The following is a 16191-nucleotide window of genomic DNA, read 5'->3' as shown; positions in this document are numbered from 1 at the left end:
AGAAGCGAAACACAGAGAGTGATATTTTGAGTCCTGAAGGTTCTGTAAACCCACTGATGAAATGGCTTGCCTGTATGGCACTCAGCTTAATGCCCCAGTGGCTGCAGGCCAAAGATCCGGTCAACATTCTGGCGATTGATTATATGCCGTATGTCGGTGCCGAGGGTCTGGTGACAAAACTGGCAGGAAATTACTGTCAACAGCATCACGACGAGTGCCGCTTCCTGTTTTTACCCCCGGGTCGGGCCGTTGAGCACTATGGTTCGGCCAAATACCCCTTGCTGCTGGGAACCCTGCAGATTCTACCCAAAGAAAAGCAGGCCATTTCCGATATCTACCCATTTATTCGCTTTTACCCCACCGCGTTTTATCTGCAAGACCAACGTACAACCAACTGGCAGGATTTGGGCTATGAAGACCTCAAGGGTATGGAACTGACCGTTGGTATTGTGCGGGGATTTGAAAGTGAGTATCGCTTTTTTGGTGAGCATCTGGGGCTTAATGTCATCAAAGCCAATACCTTTCAGCAGCTGATCAATCTGCTTGTTACCAACAAAATTGATCTGGCATCGGGGACACTACTGAGTGCCCACTACCATTTTGAACAGTATTTCCCGGAACACCACCAACAGGTGAAATTCTTCAAGCCCTACTATGAAGGCGTGGGCGGCATGGTATACCTTAAAGACAGCCGGTATGCGGGCCAGAATATTCAGGCAGAAACTTTTGCCCTGGCACATGAGCAATACCGACAAATGATGGTCGATTATATTTCCCGCTGGCCGGATCTGAACCCCGAAGACTTCTTTATCAAATCCATTCCCACTCGTGAAGAAACCCTGCAGATTGGCATTGACTAGGCTGTCTCATCAAGTACAGCCGCAGACTATTAACGGAAACCTGAGTTAATCCTCTATGGAAAGTTACGAAGCACTGATCGGCACTCTGGCATTGACCATGGGAGCATCCTGGGCCAGCGGCATCAATCTCTATGCCGCATTACTGGTACTGGGTCTGGCAGGCAGCAGCGGTAATCTGGATCTGCCACCGGACCTGGAAGTACTGCAGGACCCGATGGTTATTGGTGCCGCCGGGCTGATGTATTTTGTCGAATTTTTTGTGGATAAAACCCCGGGAGTGGATACCGGCTGGGATACCATACACACCTTTATTCGAATCCCCGCCGGAGCCCTGCTGGCAGCAGGAGCCGTAGGTGATGTTACCCCGGCACTTGAAATTGCCTCCGGCATTATGGGCGGCACTCTGGCCGCCACCAGCCACACCACCAAAGCAGGCACCCGAGCCATTATCAACACATCGCCCGAACCATTCAGCAACTGGGGTGCCTCCATCACCGAAGATCTGATGGTATTTGGTGGGCTTTGGGCGGCACTCAATCACCCGGTTATTTTTCTGTGTATCCTGTTGGCATTTATCCTGATCGCCATCTGGTTGCTCCCTAAAATCTGGGCGGCACTGAAAGCCATTGCCAACACCATTTCCGGGTGGTTCGGCAAGGTGGAATCGTCACTGCAATCTCTGCCTGAGGAATCCCCGGTGCAAGCATCCAACGGCAATCCGGAAACCGATATCGGTCACAATGACACGGCTTCGTTTGTGGACGAGCTCGCGCGATTAGAGCAGCTCAAACACAACGGCAGCTTAACCGACGAAGAATTTGAAGCCGCCAAAAGAAAACTATTGATCTAAATCACTTTACAATTATCACTTCCTAATAAACGCCCCCTGAAAGCAAAGAAAGTAAGAAAAACTTCACATTTCTTATGGCTTTTTGGGAGGCCAATTCTAATTTTTTTCTATAAATTCCTCCTGGAAAGGAACCCCAAGACAAACACAAAGTCTAGAAGGGCAATCCTGTTAATAGCCGTAACTTTCGAGTTCAAAGGAGGTACCACATGTCTTTGAAAGATACCCTAGAGTCCAGACTGCACAGTGTTGAAACCTATATCGCCCACAAGCTTGATGAAATCAAAGCCGAGTTGGACGAGCAACACCATATTGACTACGAAGCCAACCTCGCGGCCTTCGAGGAAAAATGGCAAAAAATTGGCAAGCGGGTTCACTCCGTCGAGCATGTTGTTGGTAAGGTATCCCCCAAACTGGAACATGAAATCGAAGAGCAATTTCAGATCGAATACAAAGTTGCTCTGGAAGCCTTCCAGAGAAAGTGGAAAGACGAAATAGCCGAGAACGAAGCCCTGGCATGATCTCGCCAAACCGCGGTTGCACAGCTGTCGGGCTTGTTGAGCATGACAATTCGTAACCGCGGAGCACTTCTTACCTGCAGTATGATTCAACCATTCCATCCGCTCCGACAGCAGGTATACTAGGCAGCTCGAAATACTCAGAGCTGACCCGTTCATGACAGATCGCAAGCGCATTATTGTTGGAATTTCCGGTGCTTCTGGCACCATCTATGGCATTCGTCTGCTGGAAGCCCTGAAAGAACTCGACGTCGAGTCTCATCTGATTATGAGTAAGACCGCCGAGCTGACTCTGACCTATGAGTCCGATTTGAAGCCCGATGACGTCAAGGCGCTGGCCGACGAAGTTCACTCCATAAAAAATCTGGCGGCGTGTACTTCCAGCGGCTCTTACAAAACCCTCGGTATGGTCATTGCGCCCTGCTCCATTCGCAGCATGTCCGAAATAGCCACCGGTGTGACATCCAATCTGCTGACCCGCTCAGCCGATGTGGTTCTCAAGGAAAGACGTAAACTGGTGTTGATGGTGCGAGAAACGCCTTTACACACCGGCCACTTGAAAACCATGACCAGTCTGTCGGAGATGGGCGCCATTATTGCGCCACCGGTTCCGGCCTTCTACAACCGCCCACAAACGCTGGATGACCTTGTCGACCACAGCGTCGGCCGGGTGCTGGATCTGTTCGATCTCGATACCGGCAAGCTTAAACGCTGGGGCGAAGATCCTCGCCATTCATAAGCTCAGGGGTTTCGGTCTGCTCAATTCGGGCAATTTTGATATTGCAGTAACCATAGATAATGGCTACCAACGGCCCCAGCAAATTAAAGAAGGCGTAGGGCAAATAAGCCAGCGTTGCCACACCCAGAGTCCCGGCCATATAGGCACCGCAGGTATTCCACGGAATCAGCGGTGAAGTAATGGTACCGCCATCCTCAATTGTTCTAGACAGGTTCAGTGGGCTCAGGCCACGTCGGGCAAATTCCACTTTAAACATACGACCGGGCAGGATAATCGAAATGTACTGATCCGCGGCAACGACATTGGTACCGATACAGGTTCCGATGGTGGCGACAATCAGACTGCCGGTACTGTTGACCATGCCGAGGACACCCCGAATCAATCTGGCCAGTAAACCAGTGCGCTCCATCACTGCACCAAACACCATGGCACAGAGAATCAACCACACGGTATTGAGCATGGAGCTCATTCCCCCACGGGACAGTAATTTATCAATCACTTCATTGCCCGTAGTAGCCTGATAACCATCATAGAAGGATGTCCAAATACCTTTGAACAATTGCAGGCCCAAGGCCAATTCCGGTGCCGCGGCAAACGCCACAACATTATCCCGCTGCAGTAACAACGCCATTAACGCCCCAAGCAAAGCGCCAATCAGAATACTGGCCAGTGCCGGTACTCGCAGCCAGGCCAATAACAATACCGCCAGCAGAGGCAACAGCAACCAGCCAGAGACATTAAACTGCTGATCCAGCACAGCAATCATGGCATCCATTTCACCGCCTCCGGAAGCCACCTGCTCACCCATGCCCAGCCAGATAAACGCACTCATAGCGATGATAAAACTGGGGATGGTAGTCCAGCTGAGATGGCGGATGTGATCAAACAATTCCACCCCGGTAACGGCCGGTGCCAGATTGGTTGTCTCAGACAAGGGGGATAATTTATCCCCGAAATAGGCGCCGGAAATAATCGCGCCGGCGGTAATTTCTGGCGACAGGCCAAAACCCGCAGCAATACCCATCAATCCAATACCAACGGTACCAGCCGTGGTCCAGGAGCTGCCAATACAAACGGAAACCATGGCACACATCAAACAGCTGGCAGCGTAAAACCAACCCGGATCCAGCAACTGCAAACCGTAATAGATCATCGTCGGTACAGTACCCGAGAGAATCCAGCTGCCTATCAACATGCCCACTGCCAGTAAAATCAGAATGGCTCCCAGGGCAATGGCAATCCCCTGATGCATGGCACTTTCCAGTTGGTTCCAGCTCAGGCCATTTTTCATGCCGACAATGGCTGCAACCAGTGCCGAGATAATCAGAACAATTTGATTGGAGCCGTAAGAAGAGTCGTCACCAAACAGGTACACGGACAAACTCAGCAAAGCAATCAGGGTGAGAGTGGGAAACAGAGCGTCCAACAGCGATGGGGGTTTCAGGGGCGTTTCGAGGGCTTGCTCCTGCTGTTTAATGGATTGCTCTATAGTCATATAGCGGTACCTGTTGCTGTATTAAACTCAGTTGTTAACCCCGTTCATCCACAGCCAAATCAGATACCTAAAACAGTGTCATCTGATCCAGCTTGGCCTTAATGGGCCCGAACGATTTGCGGTGAATGGGTGTGACGCCCAGTTTTTCCACCGCTGCCATATGCACCTTGGTGGGGTAGCCTTTATGCCCGGCAAAACCATAACCGGGGTAAACCCGGTCAAACGCAACCATTTCCCGATCGCGGGTCACCTTGGCGAGAATGGAGGCAGCACTGATGGCGGCAACCCGATTGTCACCTTTCACTACAGCTTCTGCCGGGTAGTGCCATTGGGGAATTTTATTGCCATCCACCCAGACATGCTCGGGTTGAACCTCAAGCCCTTCGACTGCACGCTTCATCGCAAGCAAACTGGCCTGAAGAATATTCAGTTGATCAATTTCCTCTACCGAACAACGTGCAATACAGAAACTCAGTGCTTTTTCCTGAACTTCATCAAACAGTGCATCTCGTTTTTTCTCGGTGAGTTTCTTGGAATCTGCCAACCCCGCTATGGGTTTGCCCGGGTCCAGAATCACGGCCGCAGTCACTACATCACCAGCCAAAGGGCCACGCCCGACTTCATCGACTCCGGCTCCCAACAGCCCTTGATAGCTACTGACAAACGGCTCCATCAGGATCGATCCTCTATCAGTTCGGCAATCGCGGCGGCGGCTTTGACACTGGCGTCTCGGCGGAGTTCACAGTGCATGGCATGAAAAGTCTGTTTCAATTGGCCGGTTTTATCCCCATCATCCAAATACCCCATCAATTCACGTCCCAGATTCTCCGGCGTTACCTGTTTCTGCAGTACTTCCGGCACCAGCGGCTTATCCGCCAACAGATTGGGCAACGAGACGTATTTGGACTTAACCAAGCGGGAGATGATGGCAAATGATAACCAAGCCATCCGGTAAGCCACCACCATGGGCTTTTTCAACAGCATGGCTTCCAACGTGGTGGTACCGGAAGCCATCATCACCACATCGGCCGCAGCCATGACCTGATGAGATTTACCATCCACCACCGTCACCGGTAGATCCTCAAAGTCCTGTAACTGCTCATCGATCTGAGCCCTGCGGGCAGGATTGGCAGCGGGAACCACAAAGTTCAAAGCCGGATCACGAGCCAGACACCAGCGCGCCGTTTGCCAGAAAGCCGGCCCCAGCATTTTGACCTCACCACCGCGGCTGCCGGGCATCAATGCGACCAGACGTCCCTCAGGGTTCAATTCGAGTTCACGTCGAGCCTCAGTGGCGTCGTTTTCCAGCGGAATTTCATCGGCGAGAGGGTGCCCGACAAAACAAACAGGCACCTGATGCTGTTGATAAAAGGCTGCCTCGAAAGGCAATAGGGTCAACATCAGATCAACGGATCGGGCAATTTTAACAATGCGTTTCTGCCGCCAGGCCCAAACCGACGGGCTGACATAGTGAACGGTCTTTATGCCTTGCGCTTTGAGTCGCTCCTCGATGGTTAAATTGAAATCCGGCGAATCGATGCCAATAAACACGTCCGGCGGATTGTCGATAAAATGCTGAATTAAGGTGCGACGGATTTTAAGCAGTTCAAAAATCCGCTTGAGAGGTTCGACAATGCCCATTACAGCAAGGCGTTCCTGAGGGAAAAAGCTATTGAAGCCCTGAGCCAGCATGCGCTCGCCACCGATACCTTCAAATTTGGCGCCCGGGTATTTTCGTGCCAACTCGGCCATCAGACCAGCCCCCAGAATATCCCCGGAAGCTTCACCGACCACCATACCTATGCGCATTATTGCTCCTGAGAAATTGTCTGACGGATTTAACTGACTGGTATCAGCGCAAAATACCGCGAGTAGAGGATTTGAGAGAATCAATCATCAAGTTCAGCGCTTCACAGTTCTGCGCCAACTGATCCAGCTCATTCAGGGCTTCTTCCATGGTCAGCCCCCGGCGATAAATCAGTTTGAATGCCTTGTTGATGGTGGCTATATCGGATTTGCTGAAACCACGACGCTTCAGGCCTTCGGCATTGATGGTCTTGGCGGCCCCCGGATTACCATTCACCATGACATAGGCGGGCACATCCTTGCCAACCAGGCTGCCAAATCCAGTAAACGCATGGGCGCCGATTCGGCAAAACTGATGCACCAGAGTGTAGCCACCCAGAATCGCCCAGTCCCCCAGATGGACATGACCTGCCAAAGCCGAGTTATTCACCAGAATGCAGTGATTTCCAATCACACTGTCGTGGCCAACGTGGACATAAGCCATCAGCAAGTTGTCATTGCCAATCACTGTCTCAGAGTTGTCCTGAACCGTGCCACGATGAATGGTCACACCTTCGCGGATAATGTTGTTATCGCCCATAATCAGTCGCGTAGGCTCACCCTGATACTTCATATCCGGAGTGTCTTCACCCACAGACGAAAACTGATAGATGTGATTATTCTTACCAATGATCGAAGGCCCCTTGATCACAACATGGGACTCAATTTTGGTACCTGCACCGATTTCCACATCGGGTCCAATAATTGACCAGGGGCCAACACTGACCCCTTCTGCCAGCTTGGCGGAAGGGTCAACTATCGCTCTTGAATCAATCAGACTGGTCGTCATCTATTTTCAACTCCCAAGATCAAACTTGCTTGTCAGCACACATAATATCGGCCGCGCAGGCCAATTCACCATCCACTTCGGCGCGACATTCAAATTTCCAGATACCGCGTCTGGATGAAACAATTTTAGACTCCAGATACAGACGATCACCCGGGATCACCTGACGCCTGAAGCGCACATTATCAACGCCGGCAAACAGATAGAGAGAGCCTTCACCGGCTTTCTTGCCCTGAGTTTTAAAGCCAAGAATACCAGACGCCTGTGCCATCGCCTCTACGATCATCACCCCCGGAAAAATGGGCATCTCAGGAAAGTGGCCATTGAATACATCTTCATTGGCTGTGATGTTTTTATAGGCGCGAATATATTCACCTTCCACCAGTTCTTCCACCCTGTCTACCAACAAAAAGGGGTAGCGATGTGGTAAATACTCTTTGATTTCTCGAACGTCCATAATCTTTGCTTGTTAACTCCTGAGTATCTGATAGCTATTGATCAATCGTTGCGGGACTTAAAGCCCTTCTCTAACGCTGACAATCGTGAGGCCATTTTATCCAGCTGGTTAAACCTTACCGCGCTCTTACGCCAGTCAGCACTCAAGGACATACCGGTCCCTGAAGAATAAGATCCGGGTTTGGTGATGGACTTGGTCACCAGACTCATACCGGTGACATGAACGCCATCACAAATATCGATGTGGCCCACCAAACCCACGCCACCGGCCAGAGTGCAGTTTTTGCCAATGGTGGTACTGCCTGCAATCCCCGAACAACCGGCAATGGCGGTGTTTTCACCAATGCGGACATTGTGGGCAATTTGCACCAGATTATCGACGATAACGCCGTTCTCCAGCACCGTATCATCGAGTGCTCCACGATCGATGGTGGTATTGGCCCCCACCTCTACCCGATCACCGAGTACGACACCGCCCAATTGATGCACCTTAATCCAACCTTCGTTGCTCGGGGCAAAACCAAAACCATCGGCCCCTATCACCGCGCCACTGTGAATGACAACATGTGCCCCCATGGTAACGCCATGATAAATCGTCGCATTGGCATGCAATCTGGAAGCGCGACCGATGCGACTGTTGGCTCCCACAAAGCTGTTGGGCCCAATGATCACATCCTCTTCAAGTACAACGCCCGCTTCGATAACCGCATTGGCACCCACCCGAACACCATCGGCGAGGGTTGCGGAAGCATCTACAACCGCGGAAGTATGAACCCCGGTCGACTGCTGTGGTGCATGATCAAACAGAGACGTCAGTCGCGCATACCCCAGATAGGGATTGGCCAGTATCAGTTTATTACCCGGATAAGCGTCAGCCAGCTCGGGCTTTAGAATCACCGCTGCCGCTCTGGTTGTTTCGAGATACTTTTGATAATTGGGATTGGCGAGAAAGGCTAATTGATTGTCACTGGCATCCTGAATGGTGTTAAGACCCGAGATCACTGTCTGGGCATCGCCACTCAGTTCTGCACCGAGAAAATCGGCCAGAGCCTGAAGTGTCCACTGGGTTTTATTGGTCACGGACAATCTCCAACGAAGGACTTGGTAGCATTAAAGATAAGGATTAATTGTAAACCCTGTGATTAGAAATAAGAATCCAAAAACAAAAACTCCCGGTATTGATAGTCAATAACCGGGAGTTTCACAGAAGAGTCTGAGCGCTTACTGCTTGTTCAGCATAGCCGTTACTTTACCCGTGATATCAAACTCTGGCGTAGCAAAGAAGGCCGCACCACTGTCGAGCACCAAACCGATATTTTCAGCCTTGACCAGCTCATCCAGAACTTTCTTCGCTTTAGGGCCCAGTTCCTTAACAATGCGTTGAACCACTGCGTTGCGCTCGGCCTTGAGTTTTTCTGCCGCCAGCTTCAAATCGGCACTCTTGTACTCAACTTTTTTGCGATGCTCTGCGGTTTGCTCCTGACTCCAGGTCATGCCATTGGTTTGAAAATCCTTGTCCATGGTAATCAGTTCAGCACGCAGGGATTCGAACTTACTCTTCATGGCGGCAAAATCAGAGTTGCTATCCAGAGCTTTCAGAGTCTGCTGAGCAGAATTGGTTTGCATCAGAGCGGCCTGCATATTGAAAACAACCACTTTGCCCTGGGCTGCTGCAAAAGATGAAACCAGCATGGCTGCCAGCGCGATGGAAAAAAGTTTGATTGCTTTCACGTTGTTACTCCGTTTGTTATAGCTTTATTTAGAAGGCAGAACCCAGCGAGAACTGGAAGAACTCAGTCTCATCAAAATCATTTTCTTTAATGGCCTTGGCAACACTGAAGGTCAATGGACCGAAACCGGTAATCCAGGTAACGCCCACACCGGCGGAGACACTCAGTTTACCCAGATCCACATCGAAACAGTTCAGCTGTTCTTCGCCACAGTCACTGTCAAAAACATTACCGGCATCGATAAAGAAGGCCGACTGCAGCGAACGCTGGTCTTTGATAAACGGCATCGGGAAAAGAACTTCCGCGCTACCTTCAATCAGAACATTACCACCAAAAGGATCATCGGTATCGCCGACGGTATTAGTCAATAAGTTAGTGCCATCGCTGACATATACGATTTTATCGTCACCATCGATGTCGCCATCGCCATCGCTATCAATGGCCGCTAAAGCGTATTGCTCAGCCGCAGTCGCTCTGGGCCCCAGAGTGTTACGCTGGAAACCACGGACCGAACCAAAACCACCGGCGTAGTAATTTTCAAAGAACGGCAGACCTTCGGTATCACCAAAGGAATCCGCATAACCCAACTCAGTGCGCAGGCGCAAGGTCAGGGATTTGGTCAGCGGTCGGAAATACTGGCCCTTGTAGCTCAGCTTGTAGTATTCAAGGTCGCCGCCAGGTAATGTCATTTCAAAGTTCAAAGACTGAGAGGCACCGCGGGTCGCCAGGCGGCCACGATTCAGAGTGGACTGGCGCCAGCTGGCGGTGAAGTTGACAATATTAAAGTTATCACCGTTTTCATCAATCCAACCAGCAGGGTTATTGGTGACTTGATCATCGAAGTTGGCACCACTGAAAATACAGGCTGTTGTAAGATCGTCTTGATCATCCTGACAGTCGGCCAGGTTGGTTTCTAAGACATATTCTTCATCAATACCTGCAAATAAATTAGGAGAAGTGGCAATCTCCTGTGCCGCGAAATCACCGGTTTCAATGGTGATATTACTGACACCAATGCCAAAGTTCAGTCGCTCGATTTCCGAGATTGGGTAACCAAAATTCACAGCGGCACCGTAGGAATCGGTGCTGTAGCTCGATACGTTAACCTCTTCGAAATCACGCTCGCGGTAGTACACATTAAAGCCACGGCTTACACCGTCCGAGGTAAAGTACGGGTCCATATAGTTAAAGCTGTACACCGTCTGGTACTGCGACGTACTGATATTGAAGCCAACGCGTTTACCGGTACCAAACCAGTTGTTCTGTTGGACATTGGCACCCAATACAACGCCGGAGCCCTGAGCAAAACCGACACTGGCGCCAATACTGCCCGATGGCTGCTCTTCAACACTATACTCAACATCCACCTGATCCGAAGTGCCGGGTACTTCAATGGTTTCAACATTCACTTCTTTAAAGAAGCCCAGGCGCTCAAGGCGTACCTTGGAGGCCTCGATACGAGCGGTTGAGGCGGAACCACCTTCCATCTGACGCATTTCGCGACGCAGCACTTCATCAGAGGTTTTGGTGTTACCGCGGAAATCAATACGGCGTACATAGGAGCGCTTACCCGGATCCATAAAGAAGGTAACTTTTACCGTACTGTCTTCTTCGTTGTGTTCCGGAATACCGCGCACTTCGGCAAAGGTATAACCTTCGTTGCCCAGACGACGAGTCAGGTAATCAGAGGTAGTCGTCATCAGTACCTGTGAAAAGGTCTGCCCCTCTTTCATCAGGAACAACTTCTCCAGTGAATCCTCTTCAACCACCAGGTCACCGGCCAGTGCCACTTCACTGACTTTATAAACATCACCTTCATCAACGTTGATGGTGATATAGACACCTTTTTTGTCCGGGGTCAGAGACACTTGAGTGGAATCAATGCGAAAGCGCAGGTAACCACGATCGAGGTAGTAACTTTCCAGTCGCTCAAGATCACCAGTAATTTTTTCTTTGGAGTAGCGATTATTGCTGTTGAGCCAAGACAACCAACCGGTGGTTTTGAGTTCAAACAGGTCCAGCAGTTCCTGATCTTCAAAGGCGTTGTTACCGACAATATTCAAATGCTCAATACTGGCAACCTTGCCCTCATCGACATTAACCAACAACTTCACCTGATTGCGTGGCAGCTCTTCAACCTCGGCGCTTACAGAGGCGCTGTAGCGGCCTTGAGCAACATACTGACGCTCGAGTTCCTGAGTCAGACCATCCAGAGTGGCCTGTTTGAAAATCTGACCTTCCGACAAACCGTTTTCGGTCATACCCTTCAAAAGGTCTTCGGTTTGGATGGCCTTGTTGCCATCAATCACAATTTCACTGATAGCCGGGCGTTCAAGTAATTTGATGACCAGAACACCACCATCACGGCCCAGCTCAATATCGGCAAAGTAACCGGTGCGGAACAGTGCACGCGTGGCTCTTTGAATCACATAGGGATCAATTGTGTCACCCACCTGAAGTGGCAGTGCCGCAAATACAGTTCCTGCAGACACGCGCTGCAACCCCTCGAGGCGGATATCATCAACTCGGAAGCTTTGGGCAAAAGCCAGAACAGGAAACAGGAACAAACAGATAAAGAGCGAACGCAAAGGCTTCATAGATAAAATTCTAAAGTATTATTTTCACTTATTTTGGCTACAGACGTACCCGTGGCGAACCAAAGGCCAGACAGTTTAAAAACGCATAATATCGTTATAAAGCGCCAGAACCATAACCCCGGCAATTAAAACCATCCCGATCTGATAACCGATCATTTGTATTTTTTCCGGTACCGGGCTGCCTTTTACCACCTCAATCAGATAGTAAAACAGGTGTCCCCCATCCAGGACCGGAATCGGCAACAGGTTAAAGACCCCCAGACTGATGCTCAGCAATGCCAGAAATCCAATGTAATAACCCATTCCCGCTTTGGCGGAAGCGCCCGCCACTTTAGCAATGGTGATGGGTCCACTCAAGTTTTTCGTGGATATTTCTCCCACCACCAGCTTTTTCAAAGAAAGCAACACAAAAACCGAGGTTTCCCAGGTTTTTTCTGCCCCTTTAACGGCCGCTTCGAAAACACCATAGTGCTGTTTGCGCAACATATGCTCTGGCCACTCGGGCATTTTCACAGCCACACCGACCCGACCAATGACTTCACCGCCATCCACTTCAACTCTTTCAGGCACCATGACGGTCGTCATCACACTGCCACCGCGCAGATAACCCACTTCTATTTTCTGATCTGGCCTGGCGCGCACATAATCCACCCAGGCGTTCCAGTCAGTCATGTCCATACCGTCAGCACTGACAATTTCATCTTGCGGCAACAGACCAGCCTGCTCTGCAGGACTGCCAGATACCACATCAGAAACAATGGCCTTGAATTCGGGCTGGAAGAAAGTGATACCCAAGCCGGCAATCACATCGGGATCACCCTCATCCTTGAGCCACTGATTGAGATTGGCCTGTGATTCATATTGCAGAGAGGAATCCGGGTATTTGACGGTAAAACGGATGAGTCCATCCTCCCCCATACGCGTAACCGCCTGACGCAAAACATCCTGACGAGTATTGGTAGCCACACCATCAATTGCCAGTATTTCCTGCCCCGCCTCAAGTCCGGCCTCCGCAGCAATGGACCCTTCCTCCACTTCACCGATCAGCGGCGACAGATCGGTGGTTCCGGGAATCAGCATTATCCAGAATAACAGTATTGCCAGTACAAAATTGGCAATGGGGCCGGCAGCCACAATGGCGATCCGCTGCCAAACTCCTTGACGATTAAAAGCCTGATCCAGCTCGGCTTCGGCAACCTCTCCCTCGCGTTCATCGAGCATTTTGACGTAACCACCGAGGGGAATGGCCGCTACGGTGTACTCCGTACCCTGCTTATCGGTCCAACCCCACAGGGGCTTGCCAAAGCCCACAGAGAAACGCAGCACTTTAACGCCACAGCGACGGGCGACCCAGAAATGACCAAATTCGTGCACTGTTACCAGCACACCCAACGCCACAAAAAACCACAGTATGGTCAGAAGACTGCTCATCATTATTATGTATTTCCTGTCTTAGATAACCGGCCTTAGGCCGTACGCTGCAACCTGGCCACCCATTGATAGGCCATCTCCCGGGCTTCAGCGTCCGCAACTTTGACCACATCAAGATTCACAGGTTCATGGCAATCACTGCCATTCAACACCTGCTCGATTACTTTCGGAATATCGGTAAAGCCAATTTGTTCACCAAGGAAAGCATCCACCGCCACCTCATTGGCCGCATTGAGGGTGGCCGCCAGGGTACCTCCACGGGCCGCCACCTCGGTAGCCAACCTCAAACAGGGAAAGCGCTGGTAATCAGGGCTTTCAAAATCGAGTCGCGCCAAATCGGTAAAATTAAGACTGGCCACTCCCGATTCAATCCGTTCAGGCCAGGCCATGGCATGGGCAATTGGAGTCCGCATATCGGGATTCCCCATCTGCGCCAGCACCGAGCCATCGGCGTACTCGACCATCGAATGAATAATACTCTGAGGATGCACGACCACCTCAATATCATCGGGGCGCACACCGAACATCCAGCATGCTTCGATAAACTCAAGCCCCTTGTTCATCATGGTCGCCGAATCCACAGAAATTTTACGCCCCATGCTCCAGTTTGGATGGGCACAGGCCTGATCCGGCGTCACCTGAGCCAGATCCAACAGGGGCGTCTGCCGAAAGGGGCCGCCCGAGCCGGTCAGCAGAATCTTGCGAATTCCCGCCTGCTCCAGGTTTTGGTAATTGGCCGGCATACACTGAAAAATCGCATTATGTTCGCTGTCGATTGGTAATAACACGGCGCCGGATTCAGCCACAGCCTTCATAAACAAACCGCCGGCCATAACCAGTGATTCTTTGTTGGCAAGCAGCACTTTTTTGCCCGAATTGACCGCCGCCAGTGTCGCCGCCAATCCCGCCGCACCAACGATCGCCGCCATAACGGAATCCACATCATCGTGCGCTGACACCCATTCCAGCCCGGATTCACCGGCCAGCACCTCGGTTTCCAGGCCCTTCGCCTGCAATCCTGCCCGCAACTGCTCGGCACTCTGCTCATCGCGCATAACGGCGAAACGTGGCCGGCAATCACAGCACTGCCGCAATAACTTCTCGACACTGGTGTGGGCTGTCAGAGCAAATACCTGATAGCGATCGGGGTGACGAGCTATCACATCCAGTGTACTGACACCAATGGAGCCGGTTGAACCTAAGACTGTAATCGTTTGCATGGTCGTGGGTATCAGAGATTTCTATGGATTGAATAGGGGGCAAGCTTTAAAAAGCCGGCATTTCCCAGCCGGTAAGCAGAATCGCCAGAGAAAAGATTGGCGCAGCGGCGGTCAGACTGTCGACGCGATCCATAAACCCACCATGACCAGGCAGCAGATTACTGCTGTCTTTTATGCCGCGTTCACGTTTGACCATACTGGCCATCAGATCACCCAGCACCGACACCAGTGCGACCGGCGCCACAATAGCGACCAGTTGATAACCCTCACCAGCCCAGTAACAAAAACCGGTTGCCAGCAACAGACACAATGCAAAACCGCCCCAGAAGCCCTCCCAGGATTTTTTGGGACTTACATGCACCGCCAACTTACGCTTGCCGAAGTTCTTGCCGACAAAATAAGCGCCTACATCGGCAGCGGCCACAATCACAACCAACAGGATAATCAGCCATTCACCGTTCGGCTGGGTTCGCAGGAAAATAAACGCCAACCAGGTGGGCACCAGAACAAACACACCCATAATCGCGCGAGTCCAGCGACGCCCCCAAAGCACCGCACTGGCTGGATAGGATTGTACCCACAACAGAGCAACCGCCCACCAGATCCCGGCCGCGCCAAACACCGAAAGCAATTCTTCACCGGAAAATACGCCGGTCTCGTAGTAGCCGTTGTACCCTGCTGCCACCATGGCCAACAGCAGAATACCGATGGCATAGAGAACCCTCTGCCATTGGGCTTTGAAGCCGGACATATTGGCCCACTCCCAGGCAGCGATAGCAACCACCACCGAAATAACCTGTGCATACTGTTGCAACGGCGCCAGAAAAATAACACCCAGAAACAATGCCGCCAGAATGACCGCTGTAATAATGCGTTGCTTGAGCAAAAGGCTCCCCTTAATTCTTTGTAATTGTTGTTATTGGCCCTGCTCGACCTGCTCTGAGGTCTTGCCAAAGCGCCGCTGGCGACTGTGAAAATCGGCAATGGCACCACTGAGGTCATCGGCACCAAAGTCCGGCCACAACACATCCGTAAAATAGAGTTCACTGTAGGCCGCCTGCCACAACAGATAATTGCTGATACGGTGATCTCCGCCGGTGCGAATCATCAAATCAAGAGCCGGCAACCCCGAGGTTGACATACCGGCATCCAGAGCGGCTTCATCGATCTCATCAACCGCCATACGACCTTCAGAAACCTTTTCAGCAAGCTTTCGCGCAGCCTGAGTCATATCCCAACGACCGCCGTAATCCGCGGCTATCACCAGAGTATGCTCACCCTCACAGGCAATGGCTTCGGCATCAAAAATGGCTTTCTGGATTTTTTCACTGAAACGGCTGCGATTACCGATTACCCTGAGCCGAACCCGCTCGTCCTTCAGCTTTTTGGCCTCGTTTTTCAGATAGGAAAGAAACAACCCCATAAGAGCCTCTACCTCTTTAGGGGGGCGTTGCCAGTTTTCACTACTGAAAGCAAACAGGGTTAAGACCTCCACACCGTGCTCTTTGCAGGACTGCAGCACCTCACGGATTTTTTCGACGCCGGCACGATGTCCCTGCACGCCCATTTTGCCGTTCAGCTTGGCCCAGCGGTTGTTGCCGTCCATGATGACAGCAACATGTCTTAACGAATCATCACTCACGATACATCCTCGAGTGCGGGCCTG

General features: G+C 51.2%; 16 protein-coding genes. 4 read left to right on the top strand and 12 right to left on the bottom strand.

All coding sequences use genetic code 11. The annotated features are described in order from the left end of the window. Positions 1-74 precede the first annotated feature (74 nt). From ACPXV9_RS04015 to ACPXV9_RS04000, 4 genes are all read left to right on the top strand, one after another. A complete protein-coding gene (locus tag ACPXV9_RS04015; protein ID WP_423894799.1) occupies positions 75-860 on the top strand; it encodes a hypothetical protein in 786 nt (261 codons plus the stop codon). Between the two features lie 55 nt (positions 861-915). Next, a complete protein-coding gene (locus tag ACPXV9_RS04010; protein ID WP_423894797.1) occupies positions 916-1710 on the top strand; it encodes a DUF4126 family protein in 795 nt (264 codons plus the stop codon). Positions 1711-1916: 206 nt separating this feature from the next. Then, complete coding sequence (locus ACPXV9_RS04005; protein ID WP_423894795.1) at positions 1917-2228, top strand: hypothetical protein; 312 nt, start codon at positions 1917-1919, stop codon at positions 2226-2228. 154 nt (positions 2229-2382) lie between these two features. Continuing rightward, positions 2383-2964, top strand: a complete 582-nt coding sequence (locus tag ACPXV9_RS04000) for a UbiX family flavin prenyltransferase (protein WP_423894793.1) — start codon at positions 2383-2385, stop codon at positions 2962-2964. Here the strand turns inward: ACPXV9_RS04000 and nhaC are convergent. From nhaC to uppS, 12 genes are all read right to left on the bottom strand, one after another. After that, positions 2930-4459 carry a Na+/H+ antiporter NhaC gene (gene nhaC, locus ACPXV9_RS03995; protein ID WP_423894791.1) on the bottom strand — a complete coding sequence of 510 codons (1530 nt, stop codon included), beginning with the start codon at positions 4457-4459 and terminating at the stop codon, positions 2930-2932. The two genes, ACPXV9_RS04000 and nhaC, sit on opposite strands and share 35 nt — an antisense overlap. A gap of 67 nt (positions 4460-4526) precedes the next feature. Continuing rightward, positions 4527-5132, bottom strand: a complete 606-nt coding sequence (gene rnhB, locus ACPXV9_RS03990; RefSeq protein WP_423894789.1) for a ribonuclease HII — start codon at positions 5130-5132, stop codon at positions 4527-4529. Then, a complete protein-coding gene (lpxB, locus tag ACPXV9_RS03985; RefSeq protein ID WP_423894788.1) occupies positions 5132-6268 on the bottom strand; it encodes a lipid-A-disaccharide synthase in 1137 nt (378 codons plus the stop codon). Before lpxB ends, rnhB begins: the two co-directional genes overlap by 1 nt. Positions 6269-6311: 43 nt before the next feature. Further along, the gene (gene lpxA, locus ACPXV9_RS03980; RefSeq protein WP_423894786.1) at positions 6312-7094 is read right to left on the bottom strand and encodes an acyl-ACP--UDP-N-acetylglucosamine O-acyltransferase; all 783 of its coding nucleotides are present in this window, start codon (positions 7092-7094) and stop codon (positions 6312-6314) included. 19 nt (positions 7095-7113) lie between these two features. After that, positions 7114-7551 carry a 3-hydroxyacyl-ACP dehydratase FabZ gene (gene fabZ, locus ACPXV9_RS03975; RefSeq protein WP_423895040.1) on the bottom strand — a complete coding sequence of 146 codons (438 nt, stop codon included), beginning with the start codon at positions 7549-7551 and terminating at the stop codon, positions 7114-7116. 38 nt (positions 7552-7589) lie between these two features. After that, entirely contained in the window at positions 7590-8627 is a 1038-nt protein-coding gene (gene lpxD / locus ACPXV9_RS03970) for a UDP-3-O-(3-hydroxymyristoyl)glucosamine N-acyltransferase (protein ID WP_423894784.1), read from the bottom strand. A gap of 141 nt (positions 8628-8768) precedes the next feature. Next, positions 8769-9278: an OmpH family outer membrane protein gene (locus ACPXV9_RS03965; RefSeq protein WP_423894782.1), complete on the bottom strand. Its 510-nt coding sequence runs from the start codon at positions 9276-9278 to the stop codon at positions 8769-8771. A 28-nt stretch (positions 9279-9306) separates the two neighbouring features. Further along, the gene (gene bamA / locus ACPXV9_RS03960) at positions 9307-11874 is read right to left on the bottom strand and encodes an outer membrane protein assembly factor BamA (protein WP_423894781.1); all 2568 of its coding nucleotides are present in this window, start codon (positions 11872-11874) and stop codon (positions 9307-9309) included. Positions 11875-11949: 75 nt separating this feature from the next. Continuing rightward, positions 11950-13308 (bottom strand): RIP metalloprotease RseP, encoded by a 1359-nt coding sequence (gene rseP / locus ACPXV9_RS03955; protein WP_423894779.1) that lies wholly within the window; start codon positions 13306-13308, stop codon positions 11950-11952. Positions 13309-13340: 32 nt separating this feature from the next. After that, positions 13341-14525, bottom strand: coding sequence for a 1-deoxy-D-xylulose-5-phosphate reductoisomerase (ispC, locus tag ACPXV9_RS03950; RefSeq protein WP_423894778.1), 1185 nt, complete (start codon positions 14523-14525; stop codon positions 13341-13343). A 46-nt stretch (positions 14526-14571) separates the two neighbouring features. Then, entirely contained in the window at positions 14572-15411 is an 840-nt protein-coding gene (locus ACPXV9_RS03945) for a phosphatidate cytidylyltransferase (protein WP_423894776.1), read from the bottom strand. 30 nt (positions 15412-15441) lie between these two features. After that, positions 15442-16167 (bottom strand): polyprenyl diphosphate synthase, encoded by a 726-nt coding sequence (gene uppS, locus ACPXV9_RS03940; protein WP_423894774.1) that lies wholly within the window; start codon positions 16165-16167, stop codon positions 15442-15444. Between the last annotated feature and the right edge of the window lie 24 nt (positions 16168-16191).

The organism is Candidatus Pelagadaptatus aseana, assembly GCF_040362265.1.
Classification (GTDB): domain Bacteria; phylum Pseudomonadota; class Gammaproteobacteria; order Pseudomonadales; family Cellvibrionaceae; genus Pelagadaptatus; species Pelagadaptatus aseana.
This window is presented reverse-complemented; position numbering and strand designations above follow the sequence as displayed.

Excerpts from the sequence above, each read along its gene's own strand:
- ACPXV9_RS04015 (WP_423894799.1), top strand. The coding sequence starts at position 75 with ATGGCACTCAGCTTAATGCCCCAGTGGCTGCAGGCCAAAGATCCGGTC.
- ACPXV9_RS04010 (WP_423894797.1), top strand. The coding sequence starts at position 916 with ATGGAAAGTTACGAAGCACTGATCGGCACTCTGGCATTGACCATGGGA.
- ACPXV9_RS04005 (WP_423894795.1), top strand. The coding sequence starts at position 1,917 with ATGTCTTTGAAAGATACCCTAGAGTCCAGACTGCACAGTGTTGAAACC.
- ACPXV9_RS04000 (WP_423894793.1), top strand. The coding sequence starts at position 2,383 with ATGACAGATCGCAAGCGCATTATTGTTGGAATTTCCGGTGCTTCTGGC.
- nhaC (WP_423894791.1), bottom strand. The coding sequence starts at position 4,459 with ATGACTATAGAGCAATCCATTAAACAGCAGGAGCAAGCCCTCGAAACG.
- rnhB (WP_423894789.1), bottom strand. The coding sequence starts at position 5,132 with ATGGAGCCGTTTGTCAGTAGCTATCAAGGGCTGTTGGGAGCCGGAGTC.
- lpxB (WP_423894788.1), bottom strand. The coding sequence starts at position 6,268 with ATGCGCATAGGTATGGTGGTCGGTGAAGCTTCCGGGGATATTCTGGGG.
- lpxA (WP_423894786.1), bottom strand. The coding sequence starts at position 7,094 with ATGACGACCAGTCTGATTGATTCAAGAGCGATAGTTGACCCTTCCGCC.
- bamA (WP_423894781.1), bottom strand. The coding sequence starts at position 11,874 with ATGAAGCCTTTGCGTTCGCTCTTTATCTGTTTGTTCCTGTTTCCTGTT.
- rseP (WP_423894779.1), bottom strand. The coding sequence starts at position 13,308 with ATGATGAGCAGTCTTCTGACCATACTGTGGTTTTTTGTGGCGTTGGGT.
- ispC (WP_423894778.1), bottom strand. The coding sequence starts at position 14,525 with ATGCAAACGATTACAGTCTTAGGTTCAACCGGCTCCATTGGTGTCAGT.